The sequence below is a fragment of the Actinomadura formosensis genome, from assembly GCF_050948385.1.
GTDB classification, from domain to species: domain Bacteria; phylum Actinomycetota; class Actinomycetes; order Streptosporangiales; family Streptosporangiaceae; genus Spirillospora; species Spirillospora formosensis.
This window is the reverse complement of record NZ_CP192011.1, coordinates 6,868,826-6,892,074: the sequence shown is the minus strand read 5'-3', so window position 1 is coordinate 6,892,074 and position 23,249 is coordinate 6,868,826. Positions and strand designations below refer to the sequence as shown.

The 23,249-nt window shown below is 72.3% G+C and carries 21 protein-coding genes; 8 read left to right on the top strand and 13 right to left on the bottom strand.

Annotated elements, in window-relative coordinates; all coding sequences use genetic code 11:
- The first annotated feature begins 7 nt into the window (after positions 1 to 7).
- From ACQP1N_RS32315 to ACQP1N_RS32300, 4 genes are read left to right on the top strand one after another with little or no spacing between them, the layout of a single operon-like run.
- Positions 8 to 1,054 (top strand): ABC transporter ATP-binding protein, encoded by a 1,047-nt coding sequence (locus ACQP1N_RS32315; RefSeq protein WP_433228039.1) that lies wholly within the window; start codon positions 8 to 10, stop codon positions 1,052 to 1,054.
- A 52-nt stretch (positions 1,055 to 1,106) separates the two neighbouring features.
- The gene (locus ACQP1N_RS32310) at positions 1,107 to 1,478 is read left to right on the top strand and encodes a hypothetical protein (protein ID WP_131732779.1); all 372 of its coding nucleotides are present in this window, start codon (positions 1,107 to 1,109) and stop codon (positions 1,476 to 1,478) included.
- Positions 1,448 to 1,636, top strand: a complete 189-nt coding sequence (locus ACQP1N_RS32305; protein WP_067807086.1) for an aldehyde dehydrogenase family protein — start codon at positions 1,448 to 1,450, stop codon at positions 1,634 to 1,636. Before ACQP1N_RS32310 ends, ACQP1N_RS32305 begins: the two co-directional genes overlap by 31 nt.
- 16 nt (positions 1,637 to 1,652) lie before the next feature.
- Positions 1,653 to 3,956 carry a transketolase-like TK C-terminal-containing protein gene (locus ACQP1N_RS32300; protein WP_433228037.1) on the top strand — a complete coding sequence of 768 codons (2,304 nt, stop codon included), beginning with the start codon at positions 1,653 to 1,655 and terminating at the stop codon, positions 3,954 to 3,956.
- Positions 3,957 to 4,061: 105 nt separating this feature from the next.
- On the opposite strand, the gene ACQP1N_RS32295 is transcribed toward ACQP1N_RS32300, so the two are convergent.
- Entirely contained in the window at positions 4,062 to 5,060 is a 999-nt protein-coding gene (locus tag ACQP1N_RS32295; RefSeq protein WP_433228035.1) for a sigma-70 family RNA polymerase sigma factor, read from the bottom strand.
- A 218-nt stretch (positions 5,061 to 5,278) separates the two neighbouring features.
- On the opposite strand from ACQP1N_RS32295, the gene ACQP1N_RS32290 reads away from it, so the two are divergent.
- Both ACQP1N_RS32290 and ACQP1N_RS32285 read left to right on the top strand, forming a co-directional pair.
- The gene (locus tag ACQP1N_RS32290; RefSeq protein ID WP_067807092.1) at positions 5,279 to 5,719 is read left to right on the top strand and encodes a DUF2267 domain-containing protein; all 441 of its coding nucleotides are present in this window, start codon (positions 5,279 to 5,281) and stop codon (positions 5,717 to 5,719) included.
- 401 nt (positions 5,720 to 6,120) lie between these two features.
- On the top strand, positions 6,121 to 6,621 hold the full coding sequence (locus ACQP1N_RS32285; RefSeq protein ID WP_207394111.1) for a hemerythrin domain-containing protein: 501 nt from the start codon (positions 6,121 to 6,123) through the stop codon (positions 6,619 to 6,621).
- 148 nt (positions 6,622 to 6,769) lie between these two features.
- Here the strand turns inward: ACQP1N_RS32285 and ACQP1N_RS32280 are convergent, their stop codons facing one another.
- The 5 genes from ACQP1N_RS32280 to ACQP1N_RS32260 form a co-directional block, all read right to left on the bottom strand.
- Positions 6,770 to 9,580, bottom strand: coding sequence for a hypothetical protein (locus ACQP1N_RS32280; RefSeq protein ID WP_433228032.1), 2,811 nt, complete (start codon positions 9,578 to 9,580; stop codon positions 6,770 to 6,772).
- A complete protein-coding gene (locus ACQP1N_RS32275) occupies positions 9,577 to 10,692 on the bottom strand; it encodes an ATP-binding protein (protein WP_067807761.1) in 1,116 nt (371 codons plus the stop codon). Before ACQP1N_RS32275 ends, ACQP1N_RS32280 begins: the two co-directional genes overlap by 4 nt.
- A 36-nt stretch (positions 10,693 to 10,728) precedes the next feature.
- Positions 10,729 to 12,144: a vWA domain-containing protein gene (locus ACQP1N_RS32270; RefSeq protein ID WP_433228030.1), complete on the bottom strand. Its 1,416-nt coding sequence runs from the start codon at positions 12,142 to 12,144 to the stop codon at positions 10,729 to 10,731.
- Between the two features lie 91 nt (positions 12,145 to 12,235).
- Positions 12,236 to 13,627: a hypothetical protein gene (locus ACQP1N_RS32265; RefSeq protein WP_433228028.1), complete on the bottom strand. Its 1,392-nt coding sequence runs from the start codon at positions 13,625 to 13,627 to the stop codon at positions 12,236 to 12,238.
- Positions 13,627 to 14,121: a hypothetical protein gene (locus tag ACQP1N_RS32260; protein WP_433228027.1), complete on the bottom strand. Its 495-nt coding sequence runs from the start codon at positions 14,119 to 14,121 to the stop codon at positions 13,627 to 13,629. The genes ACQP1N_RS32265 and ACQP1N_RS32260 overlap by 1 nt, the downstream gene beginning before the upstream one ends.
- Positions 14,122 to 14,235: 114 nt before the next feature.
- Here ACQP1N_RS32260 and ACQP1N_RS32255 point away from each other — a divergent pair, with 114 nt between their 5' ends.
- Complete coding sequence (locus ACQP1N_RS32255; RefSeq protein ID WP_433228026.1) at positions 14,236 to 14,520, top strand: RNA polymerase sigma factor; 285 nt, start codon at positions 14,236 to 14,238, stop codon at positions 14,518 to 14,520.
- A gap of 284 nt (positions 14,521 to 14,804) precedes the next feature.
- Positions 14,805 to 15,023, top strand: coding sequence for a hypothetical protein (locus tag ACQP1N_RS32250; protein WP_433228025.1), 219 nt, complete (start codon positions 14,805 to 14,807; stop codon positions 15,021 to 15,023).
- 93 nt (positions 15,024 to 15,116) lie between these two features.
- Here the strand turns inward: ACQP1N_RS32250 and ACQP1N_RS32245 are convergent, their stop codons facing one another.
- The 7 genes from ACQP1N_RS32245 to ACQP1N_RS32215 all read right to left on the bottom strand — a co-directional run bounded on the left by ACQP1N_RS32245 (position 15,117) and on the right by ACQP1N_RS32215 (position 23,207).
- Positions 15,117 to 15,647: a hypothetical protein gene (locus ACQP1N_RS32245; RefSeq protein WP_433228023.1), complete on the bottom strand. Its 531-nt coding sequence runs from the start codon at positions 15,645 to 15,647 to the stop codon at positions 15,117 to 15,119.
- A gap of 218 nt (positions 15,648 to 15,865) precedes the next feature.
- Positions 15,866 to 16,552 (bottom strand): hypothetical protein, encoded by a 687-nt coding sequence (locus ACQP1N_RS32240; protein WP_433228021.1) that lies wholly within the window; start codon positions 16,550 to 16,552, stop codon positions 15,866 to 15,868.
- A gap of 1 nt (position 16,553) precedes the next feature.
- On the bottom strand, positions 16,554 to 17,264 hold the full coding sequence (locus ACQP1N_RS32235) for a vWA domain-containing protein (protein WP_433228019.1): 711 nt from the start codon (positions 17,262 to 17,264) through the stop codon (positions 16,554 to 16,556).
- 17 nt (positions 17,265 to 17,281) lie between these two features.
- On the bottom strand, positions 17,282 to 18,367 hold the full coding sequence (locus ACQP1N_RS32230; RefSeq protein WP_433228018.1) for a protein kinase domain-containing protein: 1,086 nt from the start codon (positions 18,365 to 18,367) through the stop codon (positions 17,282 to 17,284).
- Positions 18,315 to 19,454, bottom strand: coding sequence for a PP2C family protein-serine/threonine phosphatase (locus tag ACQP1N_RS32225; RefSeq protein ID WP_433228016.1), 1,140 nt, complete (start codon positions 19,452 to 19,454; stop codon positions 18,315 to 18,317). The genes ACQP1N_RS32230 and ACQP1N_RS32225 overlap by 53 nt, the downstream gene beginning before the upstream one ends.
- On the bottom strand, positions 19,451 to 20,827 hold the full coding sequence (locus ACQP1N_RS32220) for a hypothetical protein (RefSeq protein WP_433228015.1): 1,377 nt from the start codon (positions 20,825 to 20,827) through the stop codon (positions 19,451 to 19,453). The genes ACQP1N_RS32225 and ACQP1N_RS32220 overlap by 4 nt, the downstream gene beginning before the upstream one ends.
- 1 nt (position 20,828) lies before the next feature.
- Positions 20,829 to 23,207: a hypothetical protein gene (locus ACQP1N_RS32215; RefSeq protein ID WP_433228014.1), complete on the bottom strand. Its 2,379-nt coding sequence runs from the start codon at positions 23,205 to 23,207 to the stop codon at positions 20,829 to 20,831.
- Between the last annotated feature and the right edge of the window lie 42 nt (positions 23,208 to 23,249).

Sequence of the window (23,249 nt, the reverse complement as noted above, 5' to 3'; positions counted from 1 at the left end):
GACCAGCATGACCCTCCTGAGCGTCACCGGTGTGTCGCGGCGCTTCGGCGATGTGACCGCCCTCGACGACGTGAGCCTCGACATCGTGCAGGGCGAGTTCTTCGCGCTGCTCGGCCCGTCCGGCTGCGGCAAGACCACACTGCTGCGCGTCCTCGCCGGGTTCGAGCGGCCCGACACCGGCACCGTGACGCTCGACGGCGCGGACCTGCTCGCGCTGCCCGCGCACCGCAGGCCCGTCAACCTCATGTTCCAGAGCTACGCGCTCTTCCCGCACATGACGGTCGAGAAGAACATCGCCTACGGCCTGCACCGCGAGGGACTGCCGAAGGACGAGATCCGCGCCCGGGTCGCCGGCGTCCTCGCGACGATCGGCCTGCCCGGCGCCGCGAAGCGCCGCCCGAACCAGCTGTCCGGCGGGCAGCGGCAGCGGGTCGCGCTGGCCCGCGCGATCGTCAAACGTCCCCGGCTGCTGCTGCTCGACGAGCCGCTGTCCGCGCTGGACAAGAAGGTCCGCGCGGAGATGCAGCTCGAACTCAAACGGCTCCAGCACGAGGTCGGCATCACCTTCGTGGTCGTCACCCACGACCAGGAGGAGGCGATGTCGCTCGCCGACCGGATCGCGGTCTTCAGCGAGGGCCGGGTCGAGCAGGTCGACGCGCCCGTCTCGCTCTACCGCCGCCCGCGGACCCGGTTCGTCGCGGACTTCGTCGGCGCCAACAACCTGTTCGACGGGGTGCTGCGGGACGGGGGCGTCGAGGTGCCCGGGGTCGGATCCGGGCCGCTGCCCTGCGAGCCCCCGGGGGACCTGCCCGCCGGGAGCCCGGTCGTGCTGTCCGTGCGCCCCGAGAACGTCAGGTTCGACGACGAGGGCCCGCTCGCGGGGACGGTCATGGACACCAGCTTCTTCGGCGGCGTCTCCCGGGTCGCCGTCGAGGTCGGGGGGCTCACCCGGCCGGTGGAACTGACCGTCCCGGGCACGGCCCCCGCCGACCCCGGCAAACCCGTCCGGCTGTCCTGGAACCCTGATCGGGCCGTCCTGATCGGGCCGGCCTGATCAGGACGGCCTGAAGGCGCGGCCGGGCCGCGATTCAGCCGGTGGTCAGGGCGTGGACGGTGCGAGCCGCGGCGGTCTGGAGGTCCGCCCGGGAGTGGCCGAGGTGGGCGACGGCGCGCAGGACGGTGGGATGGTGGGCGTTGGACCACAGGACGCCGTGGGAGCGGAGCCGGGCACGGGCGGCGTCGCGGGTCAGCCCGAGGGGCGCCAGATCGAGGAAGACGAAGTTGGTGTCGACCCCGGCGGGATCGACCGGCAGGCCGCCCTCGGCGAGCAGCGTGGCGAGGACGCGGGCGCCGGCGTGGTCGTCGGCCGGCCGGGTGACGTTGTGCCGGAGCGCGTAGCGGGCGGCGCCCGGCGGTGTTCGGCCGGGACCTGGACCGTACCCTGGCGGTGGCCGGCCGGCTCCGCGCCGGGCAGGTGACCGTCAACGACACCAGCAACTACTGGGAACTGCATCTGCCGTTCGGCGGCGCGCCGGGCACCGCCAGCGGCCACGGCCGGCTGGGCGGCCGCTACATTGCCGAGGCCGTGACGGAGATCCAGTCGATCTCCATCGACCTGGCGCCTTCCTGGCGCTGACGCAGAGGAGCCGACGATGAACGACCCCGTGGCGACGGCGCCGCACACCGAGGTGATGGAGGAGATCGAGCGGCGGGTGCTGTGGCTGGCGACCGCCATCGTGCACCACGCGAACCGGGTGCGGCCCAACCCGTCCGGGCTGAAGGTGGGCGGGCACCAGGCGTCCTCGGCGTCGATGGTGTCCATCATGACGGCGCTGTGGTTCCGCCACCTCGGGCCGCACGACCGCGTGTCGGTCAAGCCGCACGCGTCCCCGGTGCTGCACGCGATCAACTACCTGCTCGGCGAGCTGGACGGGGCGTACCTGACGACCCTGCGCGAGTTCGGCGGGCTGCAGAGCTACCCGAGCCGGACCAAGGACCCCGATCCGGTGGACTACTCGACCGGGTCCGTCGGCATCGGGGCCACCGCGCCGATCTGGGGCGCGATGGCCCGCCGGTACGTGGACGGGGTGGCCGGCGGGACGCCCGCGGGCCGGCAGTACTCGCTGGTCGGCGACGCCGAGCTGGACGAGGGCGCGGTCTGGGAGGCGATCCTCGACCCGGGTGTCGCCGAGCTCGGCGAGATCGTCTGGATCGTCGACCTCAACCGCCAGTCGCTCGACCGGGTCGTGCCCTACCTGGCCGCGCACCGGCTGAAGGGGATGTTCACCGCCGCGGGCTGGCAGGTGCTGACGCTGAAGTACGGCCGGCTGCTGTCGGAACTGTTCACCCGCCCCGGCGGTGACGCGCTGCGCGCCCGCATCGACGCGATGTCCAACCCGGAGTACCAGCGGCTGCTGCGCTGCGACGCGGCCGAACTGCGCGACCGGCTGCCCGGCGGGAGCGGCCCCGTCGCCGAGCTGGTCGCGACGCTGGACGACACCGCACTTCTCGCGGCGCTGCGCAACCTGGGCGGCCACGACCTCGGCAGCCTGGCCGACGCGTTCGACGCGATCGACGACACCCGGCCGACCGTGATCTTCGCGTACACGGTCAAGGGGCACGGCCTGCCCAGCGAGGGCCACCCGCAGAACCACTCCTCGCTGCTCACGGCCGACCAGATGACCGGGCTCGCCGCCCGGCTCGGCATCGACCCGGACGCGCCGTGGGACCGTTTCGAGGAGGGCACGCGGGCGGCCCGGCTGTGCGCCGACACGGCCGCGCGGCTGCGCCGCGACCCGGTCGCGCCGCAGGCCCCGCCCCCGCTGCCCACCGACATCGGCCGTACCCCCAAGGGCACCGCGACCACCCAGGCCGCGCTGGGCCGGCTGCTGCTGGACCTCACCCGGGAGGCGCCCGAGGCCGCCGCGCGGGTCGTGACGGTGAGCCCGGACGTCAGCTCCAGCACCAACCTCGGCGGCTGGGTCAACAAGGTCGGTGTCTGGTCGACCTCCGAACGCCGCGACTGGTTCGCCGACGACGCCGAGACGATCCTGCACTGGCGGGAGGGCCCGGCGGGCCAGCACATCGAGCTGGGCATCGCCGAGACCAACCTGGTCGGGCTGCTGGGCGAGCTCGGCGCCACCTGGAGCCGCTGGAACCGGCCGCTGCTGCCGATCGGCGTCCTGTACGACCCGTTCGTCGGCCGCGCCCTGGAGCCCTGGTCGTTCGGCATCTACGCCGGCGGTCAGTCGATCCTGATCGGCACGCCGTCCGGGGTCACCCTGGCCCCCGAGGGCGGCGCGCACCAGTCCGTCCTCACCCCGTCGATCGGGATCGAGCAGCCGGGCTGCGTCGCCTACGAGCCCGCGTTCGCCCTCGACACCGAGTGGACGCTCCTGGCGAGCATGGCCCGCCTCGGCCGTCCGGACGGCGGCTCGGCCTACCTGCGCCTGTCGACCCGCCCCGTGGACCAGACGCTGGCCGCGGTGCCGGCCGACCCGGCCGCCCGGGAACGCCGCCGCCGGCAGGTCATCGCCGGCGGCTACCCGCTGCGCCGCGCCGCCCGCCCCGCAGTGACCGTGGCGGTGATGGGCGCCCTCGTCCCCGAGGCGCTCGCCGCCGCCGACCGGCTGGAACAGGCCGGCCTCGGCACCGACGTGGTGTGCGTGACCAGTCCCGGCCTGCTCTTCCAGGCACTCCGTTCCCGCCAGGGCCACGATGACGGCCCGAACTGGATCCTCGACCAGGCGTTCCCCGCCGCCCGCGCCACCCCGCTCGTCACCGTTCTGGACGGGCACCCGCACACACTGGCCTTCCTCGCCGGGCTGAACAACGTCCCCTGCGTCAACCTGGGCGTCACCGGCTTCGGCCAGTCCGGCACGATCGAGGACGTCTACCGCCACCACGGCATCGACACGGACTCGATCGTCCGTGCCGCGCTGGACCTCGTCCCATGACGGCGGTCCCCGGCCGCCGTTCCAGCGGCCCGCTCGTCCGTCTGGCCGCGCCGCGCCGGCATCCCGCCGGTCCGGTCGCGCGTTTGCGCCACGCGTAGCACGGGCTCAGTCCCGGTCCGGCCGGCCGGACCGCCGTTCTCCGGCCGGCCGGGCGTCACCCTGCGCGGAGCCGCGCAGCCGGGCGAGCGCCGAGCGCTCCAGGCTGCGTATCCGCTTGGAGCCCAGCCCCGTCTGGCGGGTGATCTCGCGCAGCGAGCGCGGTCTGCCGTTGTGCAGCCCGTAGCGCAGGCTGATCACCATCGCCTCCTGCGCGGGCAGGGTGTCGATCCGCGCGCGAAGTTCCTCCGCCATCGCCCGGTACTCCGCGACCTCGGCCGCCTGCAGCACCTCGGTCTCGGTGATCAGATCCCGTACCCGCGTGTCCCCGTCCTCCCCCACCGGCGCGTCGAGGCTGACCGACGTGCGGGCGAGCCGGCGCAGCTCGGAGAGCCTGCCGACCGTGATCCCGGCGTGCTCGGCCACCTCTTCCGGCGTGGGCTCTCGTCCGAGGCCGAGTTGGAGTTCCCGTTCGAGGCGTCCGACCCGTGCCAGTTCCTCCACCACGTCGATCGGCAACCTGATGGTCCTGGCCTGCGCGGCGAGGCCCCGCTGGATCGCCTGCCGGATCCACCAGACCGCATAGGTCGAGAACTTGAAGCCGCGGGTGTGGTCGAACTTCTCCACCGCACGGATCAGACCGAGGTTGCCCTGCTGCACCACGTCCAGGAAGGGCAGGCCGTGCCGGGAGTACTTCTTGGCGACCGACAGCACCAGGCGGAGGTTCGCCCTGATCATGTGGTCCTTCGCCTGCCGGCCCTCCCGTGCCGCCTCTTCCAGCTCCGCACGCCGTTCCGGAGGGACGGTGCGCTCGCCCGCGTCGGATTCGCGCAGCAGCGCCGCGGCCCGCGCGCCCTGCTGGACGCGCCGCCCCAGTTCGACCTCTTCCTCCGCGTTCAGCAGGGGAGTGGACGAGATCTGGGTCAGGTACTGCCGCACCAGGTCGGGTTCCTCATCGGATTCCGGGGGTTCAGCCCGGCGCCTCTTGGCGTCCGTCCGCACCATCATCACCAGCTTCCCGATACCGCCATACCTGCCGGTGCCTTCTACCGCAGGCCACGGCCTCTCTCTTCCGTGCCCGCATGTCGGCCTGTGATGTGGGGGCCTGGCGGTCCGGCATGACCGACGCTTTGCCGGATCGGGACCGTTGCACCGGTCGTCAGGAGTGCTCGCCGGCGGAATGCTCGTAACGACGATGAAGATGAGGACGCCAGGGGGGCGGGCCAATGTCGTTCACGAAAGTCCAAGCGCTGGACCGGAGCATCGACAGCACCAATCGATGGATCGCCGATATCGCCGCGGCCTTCGGCACCGAAGATCGCGCCTTCGCCTACCGGACACTGCGGGCCTGGATGCACACCCTGCGCGACCGCCTCCCGGTCGAGGCCGCGGCCCATCTCGCGGCGCAGCTCCCGGAACTGCTCCGCGGCGTCTTCTACGACGGGTGGAGTCCCGCCCACGTGCCGCACAAGTACGATGCCCACGAGTTCACCGCCCGTTTCGCGGAGGACGCGAACATTTCCCGGGGCGATGTGCCGAAGACCGCGGCGATCGTGACCGAGGTGGTGATCGCTCGCAGCACCGCCGGCAGTGTGGACCAGGCGTTGAGGCACCTGCCCGAGGAACTCCGCCGGCTGCTCCAGCCCGGCGGGAATCTCGGAGGCTGAGGCAGGTTCGCCGGGCATGGAGGAAGACCTGCGAGGCGCTCTCCCTTCGCCGGCATTGTCCGGATCAGGTGGCTAGGGGTCGCCGGATCGCCTTGCGGTTCTCCGGCCTCTCAGTCCTCCCGTCTCCTCCGTCGAAGGCGACTCCTCCGGAGGTTCCGGGTCGAACTCCCTCGCTCGTCCCGCAGGCCCACTACCAACGTCTCTCCATCCCGCGAGCGGCTGTAGGGACCAAAGTCCTTCATTTTCGAGCCGCGGACCGTGAACCCTCGCCGGCAGCGACCCCGGACACGGCCGGTTGACGTCCCCTGGGCCGGACCCGCAGGACCAGGGCGGACGATCTCGGCGCGCTATTATTTACAGGATTGATTGTATTAATATCGTGGCTCCAGTGTCCCGGCGGAGTGGGACGGGACGACCAGGGCGGCACCGAGGTGGCGGGCATGGAGATCGAGTCGCTGGCGGCGGCCCTCGAACGGGAGCACCGCGAGATCGACGAAGGGATCGGGGCGTTCACCGCCGACCCCTCGTCCAGGGAACGGGACCGGCGGCCGCTGACGCGAGCGATCCACGCCCTTCGCCGCCACATCTACCTCGAAGAGGAATTCCTGTTCCCGTCCCTGTACGCGGCGGGGCTGGGGACCCCGGTGCTCCTCATGCTGCGCGAACATGCCCAGATGTGGACGACGCTCGACTCGCTGGAAGCCGAACCGGACATCGGTGCCGCGCTCACGCTCTGCCGCCGGCTGACCGTCCAGCTCCTCCACCACAACCTGAAGGAGGAGAAGATCCTCTACCCGGAGGTGGACCGAGTCACGCCGGAGCCGGTGGCCGAGCGGCTGCGGGCCTTCCTCGACTCCGGAGAGCTGCCGCAGGGATGGGTGTGCGAGAGGGCGCGAACCTGAGCGTCCCCGCCCCACCCGCCACCTTTTCCGGGACCGGTTCTGGTGAAAACCGGGGAATGGTCCTCGGTCCCGCTCTCCGCCCGTCCGGAGAGCGGGACCTTCCCGGTTTCGAGGTGGGCCGTCTCAGCCGCCCGGATGGGCGGGGCGTTCAGCTCAGGAGGGCGGCGAGTGCGTGGGCGGTGGCGGGATGCTCGGTGAGCAGTGCGGTCACCTCCGGTGCGGCTCCCGGCGCCGTCGTCGCGGCGGTCGCCCAGCCGGGCGCAAGGCCCAGGAGAGCGGCCACCGCGTCGCAGGCGGCGGGGTGGGCGGCCAGGAGATCTCCGGCCGGGCCGCCGCCGGGGACGGAGGCGGGCGGCGCGGTGGCCCCGGGGTCCTCGGAGTCCTCGGGGGCCGACCAGGGCGGGACCCACGAGTCCAGCGCCGGCAGGGTGGCCGGGAACGTACGGCCGGCCTCCCTGACCAGGACCGGGACCATCTCCGCGGCATGGTCCCGCAACGTGGTGATCAGCTTCGGCAGCCATGGCAGCAGGACCGCGTCGGGGAGGCGGGCGAACGCCTTCGACAGGACCTCCACCACCAGCGACGCCAGCGCCGGGGCGGGCTCCAGGGCCTGGACGAAGCCGCTCAGGTAGAGCGGGAACGACGGCACCACCAGCGGGTTGTCCAGCAGTTCGTCGCATCGCCGCCGCAGCTCCCGCAGCGGCAGCAGGCCCAGCTGTGTCTGCGCCGCCCACAGCAGGGCGACCTTGGCGGGGTGCTCCGGATGCGACTGCTGGACGGCCAGCTCCAGCTGGGTGTGGTCGCAGCCGAGGGACAGCGCCAGGCTCTCCATCCCGAGGAGGAATCCGAGCATCGCCGCGACCTGCCGCACCCCGGTGGCGTCGTCGGCGAACGCGGTCGGCAGCAGCGTGCAGTAGTGCGCGTAACCGGCGGTGACGAACGCCTGGCACCATGCCGGGAGTTCCGGTTCGGTCGCCTGGTAGTGGGTGAGCAGCCGCCGGATACGGCGCAGCACCTCGGGCGCCTCGTCCACCGTGCGCTCGGCGGCCAGCAGCTCGACCGCGCGGGCTCCCAGCTCGTCGGTGAAGCGCCCGCCGCCCAGGTAGAGGATGGAGTCCGCCACGGCGGCGAGGGCGCCGGCGGCGGTCGCCCGCGGCCCGTGCACGCCCTTGCGGAGCCGCTGTTCGAGCACCTGCTCGACGGTGACGCCCTCGTACCCCAGCTCGACGATCGAGCGCATGTTCCGGCCGATCGCCAGGTCCCAGCTCTCCTGGATCGGACGTTCGCCCAGGCGGCGTGAGCCCATGATGGGCTGGACGGCGTCGTGCGGCACCAGGCGGCGCAGAATCCACAGCAGGTCCGAGCACGGCCGCAGGCGAGGGTCGGCGGCGAGGTCGAGCAGCGCCCGCTGGATCGTGCGTTTCTCCAGGTCGAGGCCGAGCGGTCCGAGCCGGTCGAGCACGTTGCGGGCCAGCGGCGGCAGCGCGTCGTAGCCGACCGAGCCGACCCGGTCGCCGCCGAGCAGGATCTCGCACAGCCGCGCGATGTCGCGGCGGCCGGGCACGGCGTCCTTCTCGATGCAGGTGATCGCCGCGTCCTGGAAGTCGTACGGCGTCGGCCGCCGCCGCCCGCGGATCCCGGCCAGCAGGATCGAGGTCTCATAGACCGCGATGGCGTCGGCGGTGCTGGACGCGTAGCCGTTCTTGCGGGCCAGCCGGACGATGTCGACGCACCAGCCGAGCAGCTCCTGCTCGTCGAGCCCGTCCGGTGCGGGCGCGGCGGTCAGGAAGCCCGAGAGCCGGTCGGTCACGGGCGCGGGCGGTGCGGGCGGCTTCGCGGCCCTGGCGGGCTTCTTCCCCGCCGTCCGCGCACCGCTCAGCCGAAACGGCTTGAGCCCGCCGCGCCGCAGCGCCTTGCTCCAGGTCGCGGCGGCGATCGACACCGAACCGGGCGCGAGCCCGAACTGCGCCTCGATCGCCGAGTGGCTGGAGGGGATGAGCCCGTACTGCCAGCTCGTGGCCGTGCGCGGGGTGATCTCGAACGAGCCGGCCCGGCCGTGCAGCCCGAACTCCGCGACCCGGCTGGCCGCGTGGAAGGCGCCGCACACGTACAGGCAGTCGGCGGGATCGGCGCCCGAGGACGCCAGATGCTCGCGCATCCGCGTCCACATGTGGCGCTCGCGGTCCTCGTCCACGGCGGTGCGGGCCGACCCTTCCGGCCGCAGCCGCCGGAACAGGCTGCCGACCAGCACCATCACCTGCCGGTAGGTGTCGTGGTCGGCGTCGACCAGCGGCTGCTCGACATACTGGTCCCACCACTCCGACCAGTGCCGCACCTTGCCGTGATGGAGCAGGTGCTCCTCCAGTTCGGCGAAGCGGGGACGCAGGTCGCCGATCTCGACGCCGACCGCGTCGCCGTGCAGCGCCGTCTCGTCGTCCGCGCTCCCGCCGCCGTCGTCACCGCGCGGCTCCCACTGGAAGACGTGGTCGGTCGAGCGGTCCACCAGCACCAGCTCCACGCCGGGCGTGGTGAGCGCGTACGAGATCGCCTGGTACTCGGCGGACGCCTCGGTGATGGGCGCGACCACGCTGAGCGGCGCCCATGCCGCCGGGAAGCCGTCGAGGTCGGTGGCGAACGACTGCAGGGCGACCGGCAGCGTGCAGTTGTGCAGCTCGTCCAGCAGCGGCCGCAGGTCTTCGCACAGCTCCAGGTAGACGACCTTCGGCTGCTTGCGGCGCAGCCGGCGGACCATCGCCGTCGCCGAGGACGGCGAGTGGTGGCACACCGGGAAGATCTCCAGCGGTTCGCGCAGCGCCCGGTCGACGTCCTCGACCAGCCCGCCCAGGATCTCCGCCACCGGGCCGGAGCCGAACCGCTCGGCCGCGCCGAGCAGCTGCCCGCGCAGCTCACCGAACGGCCCGGCGGTCACGCCGTTCAGCTCGGTCACGTCGCCGGTCATGAGAGCTTCGCCAGCGCTTCGCGGCCGCCCTGCAGGAAGCCCTGCCACGGACCCTCCTCCTTCTTGCTGCGCGGTTCGACGACGCCGTGCCAGAACTTGTTGAGGATGGCCAGGTCCTCCGGGGTGCGGCGGGCCAGCGACCCCACCAGCGAGGACGCGAGCGTCTCGGGACGCAGCTCGCGTTCGCCGAAGAACCGGCTGTGCAGGATCGCGTCCTCCAGCACGCCGATCTGCTCGGCGGTCGACAGCGCCGACTCCAGCCTCTCGTCGTCGCCGCGGGCGGACGCGGCGGCGGCGCGCAGGTCGGCGAAGCTCTGCAGCAGCACCTCCAGCAGCGACGGCGCGACCTCCAGTTCGATCCGGTGCCGCCGCAGCAGCTCGGTGGTCCGGAACCGGACGATCTCCGACTCGGCCTTCTTGCCGGTCACCACGGGGATGCGGACGAAGTTGAAACGCCGCTTGAGCGCCGAGGACAGGTCGTTGACGCCCCGGTCACGGCTGTTGGCCGTGGCGATGATCGAGAAGCCGGGCTGGGCGAACACGGTGTTGTCGGTGCTCAGCTCGGGAATGGAGACGTACTTCTCCGACAGGATCGAGATCAGCGCGTCCTGCACGTCGCTGGTGGCGCGGGTCAGCTCCTCGAACCGGCCGATCACGCCCCGTTCCATCGCGGTCATGATCGGGGAGGGGATCATCGACTCCCGCGACTGCCCCTTGGCGATCACCATGGAGACGTTCCAGGAGTACTTGATGTGGTCCTCGGTGGTGCCGGCGGTGCCCTGCACGACCAGCGTCGAGTTGCGGCTGATCGCCGCCGCCAGCAGCTCGGCCAGCCAGGACTTGCCGGTGCCGGGGTCGCCGATCAGCAGCAGCCCGCGGTCGGAGGCGAGCGTGACGATGGCGCGCTCGACGAAGGTCCGGTCACCGAACCACTTCTGCGGTATCTCCCGGTCGAGGCCGTCGGAGCGTTCGGACCCGAGGACGAACGTGCGCACCATCCGCGGGCTGAGCCGCCACGAGAACGGCCTGGGCGCGTCGTCGACCGACTCCAGGTAGTCGAGTTCGTCGGCGTACTTGGCCTCGGCCGGTGCGCGCAGCATGTCGTCGGTCATTCGGGGGGACTCCTCTACAGGTCTGCAGGCCCGGGCCTAGCCCAGGAAGTTCTTGAGTTCGAACACGAGCTTGTCGATGTGGCCGGAGATGACCGGCGTGCCGAGTTCCTTGAAGCGCTGCCGGAACCAGGGCTCCACGTTCTGCTGCCCGGAGCTGTTGACCGAGCCGACCGGGATGAACTTCACCCCGGAGCCGTGCACGGCCTTGATCCCCTCCAGCAGCGGGCGGGACCGGTCGAACTCGTAGAAGTCCGAGATCCACACCATGACCGTGTTGCGCGGGTCGGTGATCTTCGGACGCGCCATGGCCATCGCGACCGGCCCGTCGTTGCCGCCGCCGAGCTTGGTGCGCAGCAGTACCTCGAACGGGTCGTTCACCCACGGGGTGAGGTCGATCGCCCGGGTGTCGTAGGCGATCAGATGCACGTCCACCTTGGGGAGCCCGGCGAAGATGGACGCCAGGATGGTGCAGTTGACCATCGAGTCCACCATCGACCCGGACTGGTCGACCACCACGATCATCCGGGCGGGCGTGCTGCGTTTGGCGGTGTGCCTGTAGAAGAGCCGGTCGACGTAGAGCCGTTCGTCGTCGGGGTTGTAGTTGACCAGGTTCTTCCAGATCGTGCGGTCGAGGTCGAGGTTGCGGAACACCCGCTTGGGCGGCACGCTCCGGTCGATCCTTCCGGCACTGGCGTGCTCGACCCGGGTCCGCAGCACCTCGGCGACCTCGTCCACATAGCGCCGGATCAGGCCCTTGGCGTTGGCGAGCGCCACGCCGGAGAGGTTGTGCTTGTCGCGCAGCAGTTGCTCGACCAGCGACATGCTCGGGGTGAGCTGCCGGGCCAGCGCCGGGTCGGCCAGCACCTCGCGCAGCCGCATCCGGGAGACCAGGCCGCCTTCCAGCTCGCCAAGGATCCGCTTGAGCTCGTCCTCGTTGAGGTCGAAGCCCTGCCCGGGGCCGCCGCCCTCGCCGCGTCCTGGGTCGGGCCGCCGCCGCCCGGTCGCCGCCCGCCCGTCGCCCGCGCCTTCGCCTTGGCCGCCGCCCGCCGGGCGGCCCCCCGCGCCCTGTCCGGGAGCGCCGCCCGCGCACGCGCCGAGCGCGCGGCGCAGCCACTCGGCGTCGCGCTGCCAGGCGGCCAGCCGCTGTGCCGACACGTCGCCGGAGCCGGTGCGCAGCGCGTTGAGCAGCAGCTTCGACACCAGGGCCGTCCGCCGCACCCGGTCGCCGCCGGCCAGCGGGTCGGCGAACTCCGGCTCCAGTTCGGGGAACCGCTGCACGACGGTGTCGATCGTGACGCCGGGGTCGAGCAGCGCCGCGGGCAGCCCGCGTTCCTGGACGACGGCCAGGCTCGCCGCCTCCAGGGCGGGCTGCTCCTCGGCGTCGAACACCCGGCCCAGCAACCGCCACAGCAGCACCTGCCGGCGGACGTCGTCACTGTCGCCGTCGTTCATGAGAACTCCTGGGGGGAGACCTCCGCCCGCGGGCGGAGGAGGGAAACGCGGCACAGGCCGCACGTATCGGTGCCCGGCGGCGGGAGCCGGGTCAATTGCGCAGCAGTCGTCCCGCGCGTTCGGACAGGACGGCCACGGCGTCGCCGGAACGGGCCTGGGCCTTGGCGACCTTCGGGTCGGTGGGGCCCAGCGCCCAGTCGCCGTTGTGCGCCTCGACCGGTTGCCTCTTCACGGCGGACCGCACGGCCAGCGGCTGCAGCGTCCACCGCCCGGCGTCCCAGCGGAGCAGGCCGATGCACGCCGTCGACGCCTTGACCAGTTGCGGGGTGAGCGGGCCGCTCGGCGGCAGCCGGTCCGAGTCGACGGCCAGCCGCTCGCCGCCGAGGTCGAACGTGCCGTCGTTTCCCGCCTTGTACCCCTCGACCAGCACCGGTTCGGCGATGCGCACCGGATGGCGGTCGAGCGGTGCGACGGCCGGGGCCTGCGCGCCGGCGAGCCGGACGCGGGCCGTCGCGAACGGGTCGGCGGGCGCGCCGGCCGCGGCGCGTTCCTCGTCCCACAGCAGGTCGCCGCCTGAGGTCAGGCTCATCCCGGTGACCTCGACGGCGCGGCGCTCGGCCAGGGCCGCCAGCAGCGTCGGGTACGCCGACAGCAGCTTCCACACCAGGGGGCCGACGATCGTGTCGACCTTGGCGGCGGCGACGGCGACGCGCACCAGCCGCACCGGCCCCTCGCCGGCGGGCTCCAGCACCGCGTGCAGCTGCACCTGAACGGCCGTCCCGTGCTCGTGGACGTCGACGCCCAGCGGCAGCAGCCGCCCGGAGACGGCCGTCGCGCCGCCCGTCCAGCTCCCCCCGTGCGACAGCAGCACGGCACGTGTCCACAGGTCGGCCCAGCGGCGTTCGGGGATCCGTTCCATCGTCGCGACCGGGCACGAGGCGCGCAGTTCGGCGGCCAGACCGTCGGCCAGCACGGCGAGGCGGCGCAGCCGCGGCTCGGCCCACAGCGCGTCGAGCGCCCGGTCGGCGGCCGAGACCAGCGCGTCGTCGACGCCCCGCCAGCCCGCGATGGCCAGCTCCTGCAGCCAGGACCGGCCGGCGACGAGCAGGTTGGCGGGCACCGGCTCCGGATCGCCGGGCGGCTCCTCCCAACCCGGACGGGACCGGCCGAGCGCACCGTCGAGCCGGTCGAGCAGCGCGTCGTGCACCGCGCCGAGCAGCGCGGCACGGGCCGCGGCCACCGCCGACAACTCCGCGGCGCCGATGGAACCGGTGGCGAGCCTGCCGGACGCCTCCGCCGGCGCGGCGCCGAGCGGAGAGCCGCCCACCGCGCCGGCCAGCGCGCCGAGGGCCTCGGTGTGCCGGGGGCCGAGCCGGGCCAGGCCGTCGGCCAGCGCGGCGTCGAACCCCGCGACGACCTCCAGTGCCTCCCCGACGCCCGGCGGGACCCGCCCGGTCAGCTCGGCGAGCTGTACTGCCTGCATCAGCGGACCGCCCCCAGCGCCGGGAACCAGTGCATCTCGGTGAGGGGCTCCGGGCTCGCCGGGACCTCCAGATAGGTCAGGTGCCGCAGGAACCGGCTGAACACCGCGGCGGCCGGAGCCTTCTCCCGGGTGCCCTGAAGCAGGGAACGCAGGTCGTCACCCTCCCCGGCCTCGGCCTTCAGGTAGCGCGCGACGCGTTCGAGGCCGTACTGCCTGACCGCCTCGTCGATCAGCGCGTCGAGGTGCTTGCAGCGGTGGCCGCCGCCGAGCCCGCCGCACGGCCGGTTGTTGTTGGTGCTGCAACTGAAATCGTGCGTCTCCGCCGCGATCGACGAGACGTACACCCGGGCGATGTCCGAACCGCTCGACACCACACCCTGCAGCCGCCCTTCCGCCAGTTCGACGAACGGCACCTTGGCCAGCTTGCGCGGTTGGACGGGCGGCGCCACGCGCACCGCGCTCCGTTCCTCCCAGCCGGCCTCGCCGGAACCCATGACTTCGACCTCCACCCTCGCGGCCCGTCGGATGCCGATAGTTGTACGGGCCCGCACCGACAAAACCCCCGCCCGCCCGGACCCAGCTCCCGGCGGGAGCCCGAATGGTTCGCCGTGCTGTTCGACAGGTATGCCGCGCGGCTGCACCGGTACGCGGGCCGCAGGCTCGGTGACGGCGAGGCCGACGACATCGTCGCCGAGACGTTCTCGGTGGCGTTCCGGCAGCGGGACGCCTACGACCTGAACCGCCCCGATGCCCTGCCCTGGCTGTACGGGAGCGCCTCGAACGTCATCCGGAGGCATCGGCGCATCGAGGTGGCCGCTACCGGGCGTTCGTCCGCACGGGGGCGCTGCCAGACGCGTCCGCCGGCATCGCGGAACGGGCGGTCGAGCGGGTGAGCGCCCAGATGAGCAGACGCCGGCTCGCCGCCGCCCGCCGGCGGGTGCTGGACGAGACCCGGCCGGGGGCGCGGCAGCACCCGGGCCCGTGTCCGCGGGTTCCGCTCCGCGTGGGGCCTGCGCGTGGCGGTGGCGGGCGGGCTGGCCGCGGCGGTGACCGCGGGTGCCGTCCTGATCCCGGGCGGGGACGGTCCCGGCGGGCCCGGCCCCGCGCCGGCCAACGCCGCTGAACTGTTCACCCGGGCGGCCGCATCACGGACGCCGCCGGCCGCACCGGCCTCGCCGTGACCTTCGATGGCCGCGACGGCGAACGCGAGGAACCCGTCTTCGACGCGAAGAGGTACCGCTACCTCGGTCAGCGCAGCATCTGGATCGGTGAGGGCGACGCATCGCCGTGCGGAACTCCGATCAGCGACAGTGCTCTGATCAGCACAAAGGTGGCCGAGAGCCGTCCCCTGACGGCCACGGTCATGGGGCGGGACCACCCAGGTCCCGCCCCATGACCGGTCATCCAAGGCCGTACCGGAACGAGAGCGCAAAGGGCCGTCGCAGCACCGCCGGCGAGTGGTTCCCCTTCCACCGGACCAGAAAAGTGATCAGGGAGAGAAACGAGTTCCGGTGTACTTGCCGATGACCTTCCCCTGATGCTTGACAATGATTCTTCGGCCGCGGATATCGTAGGTATAGGAGCCGTTGCGGGCGATATAGCCGTGCGACGTCCGTTCGGCATGGAGATCGATCGCCGAGGACGGATTTCCGATCTCCTCACCGTGGTAGACGTATTCGCCCGAGGACGATCGGCAGATGATGACGTCGTGGCTTGAGGTCCGGTAGGCGATCACCAGGTTCATGGTGGTGCCGTTCCGTGACTCCGGGGCGACCCGCGTCGGGCAGGTGCCGGCCGCGGTTTCTTCGACGGGTGTGTGCTCCCGGACGAACCGCTCGATGTCGTCGAAGTGGCCTACCGAGAAAGACAGAGCCGCGACCAGGGAAGCGCCCGCCAGCAGCTTCGTGCCGATGCGCGACTCGCGCCGCGAGGCCGCGCGTGGGCGAGCCGGGACGGGGGCGGGGGGAGGCGCGGTGGGCTCCGACGTTTCCGGCCGGTACCCGGCGCCCGCCGGCGGCATGAAAATCTCGTCCGGTGTCTTCGGACGCTCTGCGTCCGGCGCCCGGGGCCGGGGGCCGCTGCCTCCCGGTTCGCCGCGCGGCGGTACGTCCCCGGGGCCTTTCCTGCTCTCCGCCGATTCCCGCGGCGAGAAGCATCCGATGCATTCTTCGGCCGCCCCCGCGTTGAAGGTGCTGCAGGAGCCGCAGTGCCACTGCGAGGCCAATGGCGGTCCCTCCTTCAGGGGCCGGTGACGTGGCCGGATCTGAGGTTCCGCGCCCATCCGGCGAGATCGTCGCGTACCTCGACCGTGTCGGACATCGGAGTGAAGAACGCCCACTCGCCGTTCTGCGGGGCGCACCAGACGGTGGGCGGCGCCTCGGCGGACCGGCCGGGCGCCGGTTCCGGTGTCCTGGGCGCACGTTCCCCGTCGGCACTGGGGACCGCCTGCGGCACTTCGCCGTTCAGGAGGTCGTACGGCTCGTCTGCGGCGCGGGGCGAAGCGAGCCTCGGTGCGCGGCGTCTCAGCCGTTCCGCCATCTGCTCGGCGTCGCGCACGTACGGCGCGTCCACGAAGAGCCGCAGGACGACCAGGACCGGGGACTCCTTCGAGTTCCCGGTGGCCGGTGCCCCGGGAGCGAAATGCAGCACGAGCTGAAGTGCCCGGGGTTTTGGAAGCGGCTGCACCGCCACCTCGACGCACCAGCCGATCGGGAGGTTCTGGCGCAGCCCGCCGGGCCCGACCACGTCGACGCGTTGACCGTCGAACACGAGTTCGGCCTCTTGGCAGTAGAGCACCCACCTGTCCGCCGTCTGCGTGTCTCCGGAGGGCACCGCGGACTCGTCCGCCTGCCCGGTGGCGTCCTGGGACGGTTGCACCCGGGTTCCGGGCGCGTCGGCGGGATGCTTGTCCTTCCTGAACTTCATCTCAGATGCTGTGCGCGATCGTGTTGATGATCTCGCTCATCTCGACCTCTTCCAGCCCTTGGCCCGCGACCGAGGGGAAGAGAATCGTCATGTTCCATTCGTCCGCGATGTTCTTCCAGGGGGTCTCGTCGGGGGCGAAGAGCACGAGTCGCTTGGCCGAGTTCTCCATGAGGGCCTGCCGGCTTCGCGCGTACCCCCATTCCTCCAGCAGCGTGTCACCGTCCAGCGGCAGCCCGGCCGGGTAGGTGTGCGCGGCGCGCGCCTTCGGGTCGCCCAGCGGGTGGGCGGGCGCGTCGGTGAACAGCACGATGACATGGCGGCGCCGGTCCAGCCCGCGCTCCCACGGTGCCCGGAGCGCGAGTGCCAGGGCCTCCAACCCGGACTCGGGCACATCGCCGCCCCCCTCCGGCGTCAGCCCGCGGACGAACGACTCGAACTTGTCCAGCTCTCCGGGCATCGTGAAGAACTCGCTCTCCTCCAGCGCGTCGTCGGCGAAGTCGGCGAAGTCGCGGAAGGCGATGACCTTCAGCCGGAGCTGGCTGATGGCCTTGCGCTTCTGCGCCATCTCCTCCTTGAGCCGCCCGGGGAAGGACAGCGCGCTGCTCTTGACCTCCTCCAGGACAGGGCCCATGCTCCCTGTCGCGTCGATGCACATCACGATGTCGACCGCGTAGCGCAGATTGCCGCGGTACTGGCCGATGTGGTCGGTCATGTGGATTCCAATCAGGGTCAGGGGCGGCCATCGCCGCCCAGGTTGATCCGCAGCCGCGAGGCCCGGCCGGAAGACGGGCCGGGAGGCGGCGCGGGGACCGCGGGGGTGGTCGGTGCGGAGGGCCTCGGTGCCGCCGGGGGCTGGGAGTCTCCCGAACGGATGCCGCGCAGTCGTGTCGCCGGGCTTGCGGCCGGCGCCGGCCCGTTCAGCGCGCAGAGGGCCGGATCCTTCATCGTGTCCAGGAAGTCCTCTACACCAGGCCGTTCCGCGGGGGACGGAGAGGTCATCGCGATGAGGAGATCCCGCACGGGCGCGCTGAGGCGCGCGTCCCACCGCAGCCGCTCGCCCGCTGCGACGGCCTCGGCCGGCGCGGCGAAGGCGTCGTCGTGGCCGGGCAGGCTCTCGGTGAGATAGTGGTGGGTCAGCAGGGCCAGCGAGAAGACGTCGGCGCGCACTGTCAGGTCGCGCGCCCGGACGACCGGATCCCCGTGCAGGTAACGGATGAATTCGGGGGCGCCGAAGAGCTGGTCGCCCCCCATGACGTCCGCGGCCGGAGGCTCTTCCGAGATGTAGGCGTCGTCGAAGTCGATGAGCCGGGCGCGGTAGAAGGCCCTGTCCTCGGACTTGCGCTGGATCAGCACGTTGGTCGGTTTGAGGTCTCCGTGGACGATCCCGATGCCGTGCAGCAATTGCAGGCTGAGGCCGAGCGTGCGCAACAGGGTCAGCTTCTCCCTGGCGGAGAACGACTCCGGTTCGCGGCCAGCGACCTCGACCTTCTCGGTCACCTTGTAATAGGTCGAGCCGTCCGCGAAGAAATCGAGGGGGAGGACCAGGTTGCCGGTTCCCGGCCGGCCGTGCTGCGACTCCAGCACCCGGGCGACCGTCCGCTGCCGCTGCTCGAACTCCAGGCACTCCTGAAGCCGCAGCTCCTTGCTCCGTGGGCTGGCCGTCGAGTCGCCACGGGGCCGCTTCGGCTCAAGGAACTGCTTGATGAAGTACTGCGACCCGTTCTTCGCCGCGAACGCCCACACGCTCTTGCCCGCGTCGTCGTTACCGGGCCGGGTGATCACCTGGTAGCCGTTGATCGTGTCTCCGAGTTTCATGCTCCCTCTCCAGGTCCGGTGGTGGCATGAGGCGCTCGTAGTCGCCTCGATAGCTGTCCCAGGTCAGCTGCCGCCACTTCCTCTCGTGGCGGCCGACCCTCTCCTCGGCGCTCGGCCCCTCCGGCCGTGCGCCGTTCCGGTCCGCGTCCGGCGGGCCTGTGTGCTCTCGCGGACGGTTGCTCCAGTACCGGCGCCCCAGGCCCCGCTCGCGTCCGGCGAACGCGGTGCGCAGGGACGGAAAGTCCGTGAAGCCGAGCGTGACCATGCTGAGCGAAGCGTCGTCCGCCGCGTAGCCGGAGATGTCCCGGCCGAGCCGCCCGCACCAGTCCTTCATCGAGTCCGAGTCCTGAAGCACCGCCAGGAGCCGGTACTCGAAGTGGGCGGGTGTCTGCACGTAGCCGAAGAAGCCGTCGGTCGCGCACAGCAGCACGCACGGCAGTTCGAGGGAGAGGCGCCGTACCTGGACGAAGAACGGGCTGTCGGCGCAGATCACATTGCTGAGCGGCGGATCCTGCAGAAGCTGGACGAGGCCGTCCTCCTCCTCTGTGTGGTCCCGGCTGAGAGCCTGCAGACCATGGTCCGGGGTCAACACGTAGACGCGGCTGTCCCCCGCCCAAAGAACCCGGCAGTCGACCGCACCGTGCCGCAGGCGGTAGTGCAGGGCGGCCATCGTCGTGGGCAGTTCCTTCTGCATTCGCCCGACGATGCGGGACGCTGTCGCCGGCCGCATCGCCTCCAGCATCCGGGCGAGCCGCGATTCCAGGTCGGCGGTGCCGAACCCTTCGCCGTTCAGGACCGACGCGCCGAACCAGGACTCCAGCGCGGTCCTGGCCACCCGTGCTCCCAGCCATGCTCCGGTGCGCGGTGTCCCGTCGGAGGTCCAGTAGGCCGGAGCGGATCCCGCACCGCCGGAACCGTCGAAGACCGCGATGATCCCCTGTCCGGTCGGCAGATGGTGGACGAACAGCGGCTCGGCGTCCTGCCCGTGGCCTGTGACGGCCTCGGTCCATACCCCTCCGGCCGACGCGTCTCCGAGTTCGTAGTCCCAGGCGATCGGGCCGGCGGGCGTCGCCTGCGCTTCGGTCACCGCCCTGGCTCCCCGGTACGGAAGCCGCGCAGCCGGCTCGCCGGGTGCCCGCCGGGTGCATCGCCGTCGTCTCCCGCGTCACCGCCTGCCGCGTCATCGCCGCCCGGTCGCGTTCCGTCCGCGGTACGGTCCGTGGAAGCCCCGCCCATGCGGGCGCCGCCCGACGGCTGAGCCGGGCCGGCGCCGGGCACCTTTCCGGAAACCGGGGGCGGCGGGGCCCCGGCGCTCGCGCTCGTACTCGGGTCCCATGCGGTGCCCCAGCCCGCGCCCGAATCACGCCGGGCGCCCGCGGGTTCGGCGCCCGGCGAATGCGCGGGGGTGCCCGGCGGTTCGTCGTCGGGCGGGCCGGCCGGCGCGCCGGGGTCGCCGTACGCCGGCGAGGGACGGTGCTCACTGTGCCGCCCCACCCGTGGAGAGGAACCGCCCGGGGAGCGGTCCGACGCCTCCGCGGACGGCGAGGACACGGACGGCGGAGGCGCGGACGGCGGCTCGATGCTGCTCATGACGCCCGGGGTCAGCGAACCGCGCAGCCGCCCGGAACGGGTGCCCCCGAAAGGGGCCGAACTGCCCTCGACGTACTTCGCCAGCAGTTCCTTGTGCGCCTCGGCCAGGAGGTACGGATCGACGGAGTCCTCGGAGTGCTTCAGGACCGCTTCCCAGGCGGCGAGGATCTCGCCCCGCTCCTCCCCCTCGATCTCGCGAATCCGGGCCAGCGCGGCTTCCGCGCCCTTTTCCACGAAGATATCGGCGATCAGCCCTTCCACGCCCGTGCTGCGCAGCCGTTCGAGCTGGTGGTCGGCCTTCATGTCCGCGAGCCGCTGCTCGCGGGCCACGTCACGGAACATCCGCCCGCTTTCGGCGGCCTCCTCCTCGTTCACCAGCAGCTCGATGTGGATGCTGTGCAGCCGGATCGCCGAATCGCCGGAGAAATAGCGCATCTCCTGGTTCAGCGCTTCCTGCGCGGCGTGGAAATGGGAGATGTCGTAGTGCTTGCTGACGTCCTGCAACATCCCCTTCAACGGTCCGTACAGCGCTCCGCTCATGTCACGGATATTGCGGCTGACCACCTTAGCCGGATCGGTGACCTGGCAGGTCAAGGTGGCGCGTGCGTTGAACGCGAACGTGTGGTCGCGGCTGAGCAGCGGGAAGTCCAGGACCAGCCGGTGCTCGGCCACGTCGACCCGGTACAGGCGGCGGTAGTCGGTCAGCCGGGCGCCCGGGATGGGATCGCTGTGCCGGATCGTGCACATCGGCCCGCGGCCCGGTGCCAGCACGAGGGCTTCGCGGGGACGCGGTGCACGCGGCGGTGAGAACAGCCTGACCCGGGAGAGCTCCTGCTCCTCGAGGATCGGGTCGTACGTCATGTGGTCCATGTCATCTCTCCTCCATCCAAAGAAGGGCGTGCGTGGCGGGGCGTCCGCACGGGACCGGCTCATCGCGCAGGAGCGCCGTGTGGATCTGGGCGGCCGCCTCGTTGGGCCGTGCGGTGTCCCTCGCCCAGGCGGCGAGGTGGTAGAGCAGCCGCTCCCGGTGCTGGCCGGGCTGCGCCGCGATCCCGAGGAGCAGGTCCCGCATCTGGGCGCGGACCGCCATGTCCCGGTCCGCGTGGGTTTCCAGGCAGCTCCGCAGCCGCGCCAGCGCCTGCGTCTGCACCGGTTTGCGCGCCAGGGCACGCGCCCACAGCGGGACGAGCTGCGACCGGTGCTCGGCGGCGTGCGCGAGCAGCAGCGGTGCCGCGTCCTCGTCCGCCGGGAGGAGCCCGAGCGGCGACCGCGGCTCCCGCGCCCGGCCCGCCGGCGCGCGGACCGCCCAGGCGAGTTCGGGAGCGGGTTCCGTCGAGGCGAACACGAAGGCGGACAGCGCCTTGATGACCAGCGGCGACTTGTCCTGCGCGGCGCTCCACTCCAGCAGCGCCGCGAGGACCTGGCGCACATGGCTGAACTCGATCAGCTGCAGGATGCTCGACGCGACCGTGGGCAGCGGGGCCCAGTCGTCCCGGTCGAGAACCGCGCGCAGCACGGACAGTGCGCGCTCCGGATCGCGGCTGCCCATGATCCGGCCGGCGGCGGCGCCGGCGACGAGCGCCAGCCGCCGCGGCGCCGTCCCGGTACCGCCCTCCGCCGCCCAGGCGCCCAGCAGGTTCCAGGTTTCGCCGGCCAGCCCCGGGCGGGTGCTGAGAAGGTCGAGTGCGGTCGCGGCGGCCTGGCGCAGCAGCGGCGAGCCGTCCAGCGCCCACGGCAGGACGAGACGGTGCAACGCGTGCGCCGGGTCGCTGCCCGCGAGCACGCCCGCCGCCACGGCGGCACGGGCGCGGACCTCGACGTCGGAGTGCGTCATCAGCCGCCGCAGCCACCGGATGAACGCGGGCCGGTCGCTGTCGAGGTACGTCCAGGCGTACTCCAGGACCGCCTGCTGGACGAGCGGCCTGCGGAACCGCACCCGGGGAGCGCCGCGATGCCCGGCCTCGCCGGACGGCACGGCGACCTCGATCCAGTTCTGCTCCGCACCGAGCTGGTCGCGGAACCTGAGCCGCGACAGCGGTGGCTTCTCCTCGTCCGGCACGAGCATCGCGTAGAGATCGAGTGCCGCGTCCGAAACGGTGAGGTAGCCCGAGCCCTCCAGCACCGCCGATGCCACGGCGAAGCTGACGTACTCCGGTTTCCGGTACCGGCTGAGCCGGCGATGCACCTCGCCCGTCGGGTCGCGCAGTTCCCGCACGGTCGCAGCCAGGTCCCGCCCGGTGTTGACGGCCTCGGCGAGCCGCGCGGCCACCCGGGGCTCTGGGCACTCGCGCAGCAGTTCCCCGGCGCCGCACGCGGTGAGCCGCGCGTGCAGTTCCCGGCGCCGGCCGGGGTCACGGTCGGTGCCGAGCACCCGCCGTTCGATGATCTCCATGGCGGGCACCCGGCCGAGCGTGGTGACCACGTGGGCGGAGCGCTCCGCCGCCTCCATCAGCGCTCCGCGCTCCGGGCCGGTCAGCACGATCATGAAGTTGCGGGTCTCCCGCAACGCGGCGGCCGTCTCGGAGATCCAGCGTTCGTCGATGCGGTCGGCGGTGAGGCCCTCGTCCTCCCGGTGCGTCTCGATGGCACCGTCGAGGTCGACCACGAACGCGCAGTGCCGGATGTCGGGCCGCCAGCCCGGGGCACCGAGCGGGGCGGTCTCCGATAAGAGCCGGCATTCCGGCCGCGTCTGCCCGCCGCCGGGGTTGGGGAGCCGGTCCAGGAGGTTGTAGACGGCCGTCTCCCGGCCGGTGCCGGGCGCCAGCGCCAGGATCAGCAGATGCCGGTCGAGCAGGACGCTGACGGCCGCGGCGAAGTTCGGCGGTTCGACGAAGCCCCGCAGGTGGCGGGCGAGCCGGTCGAGATCGATCCTGAACGACGCCCGCCCACGCCGCCGCGCGGCACCGCCGGTGTTGAAGTCCCCGCCGAACTCCACGGTGTCCTGGAACAACGCGAGCGTGCCGATGGAGGGCCCGGCGGCATCGCCCGCGTACCGCTCGGTGATCTGCTTGATGATGTCCATGTACTGCGCGTGCTGCGACGGGAGGCCGGCGTCCTCGCCGGCACCGTCGCCGAGCGCGCGGAGGGCCTCCTCCTCCGAGGCGGGGTACCCCTCCTCGGAGGCGCCGCCCTCGCTCTGGCGGGGAGCGGGCTCGGGAGGCTTCTGCGCCTCCTCGTCACCTTGCCGCCTGTGCTTGGGCTCGGCCGCCGGTTCCGCGTTCTTCGCTTCGGCGTCGTCGGGCTGGCTCATGGTCCTCGCTTTCGGAACCCGGGTGGATGAGGACGTGCGCGT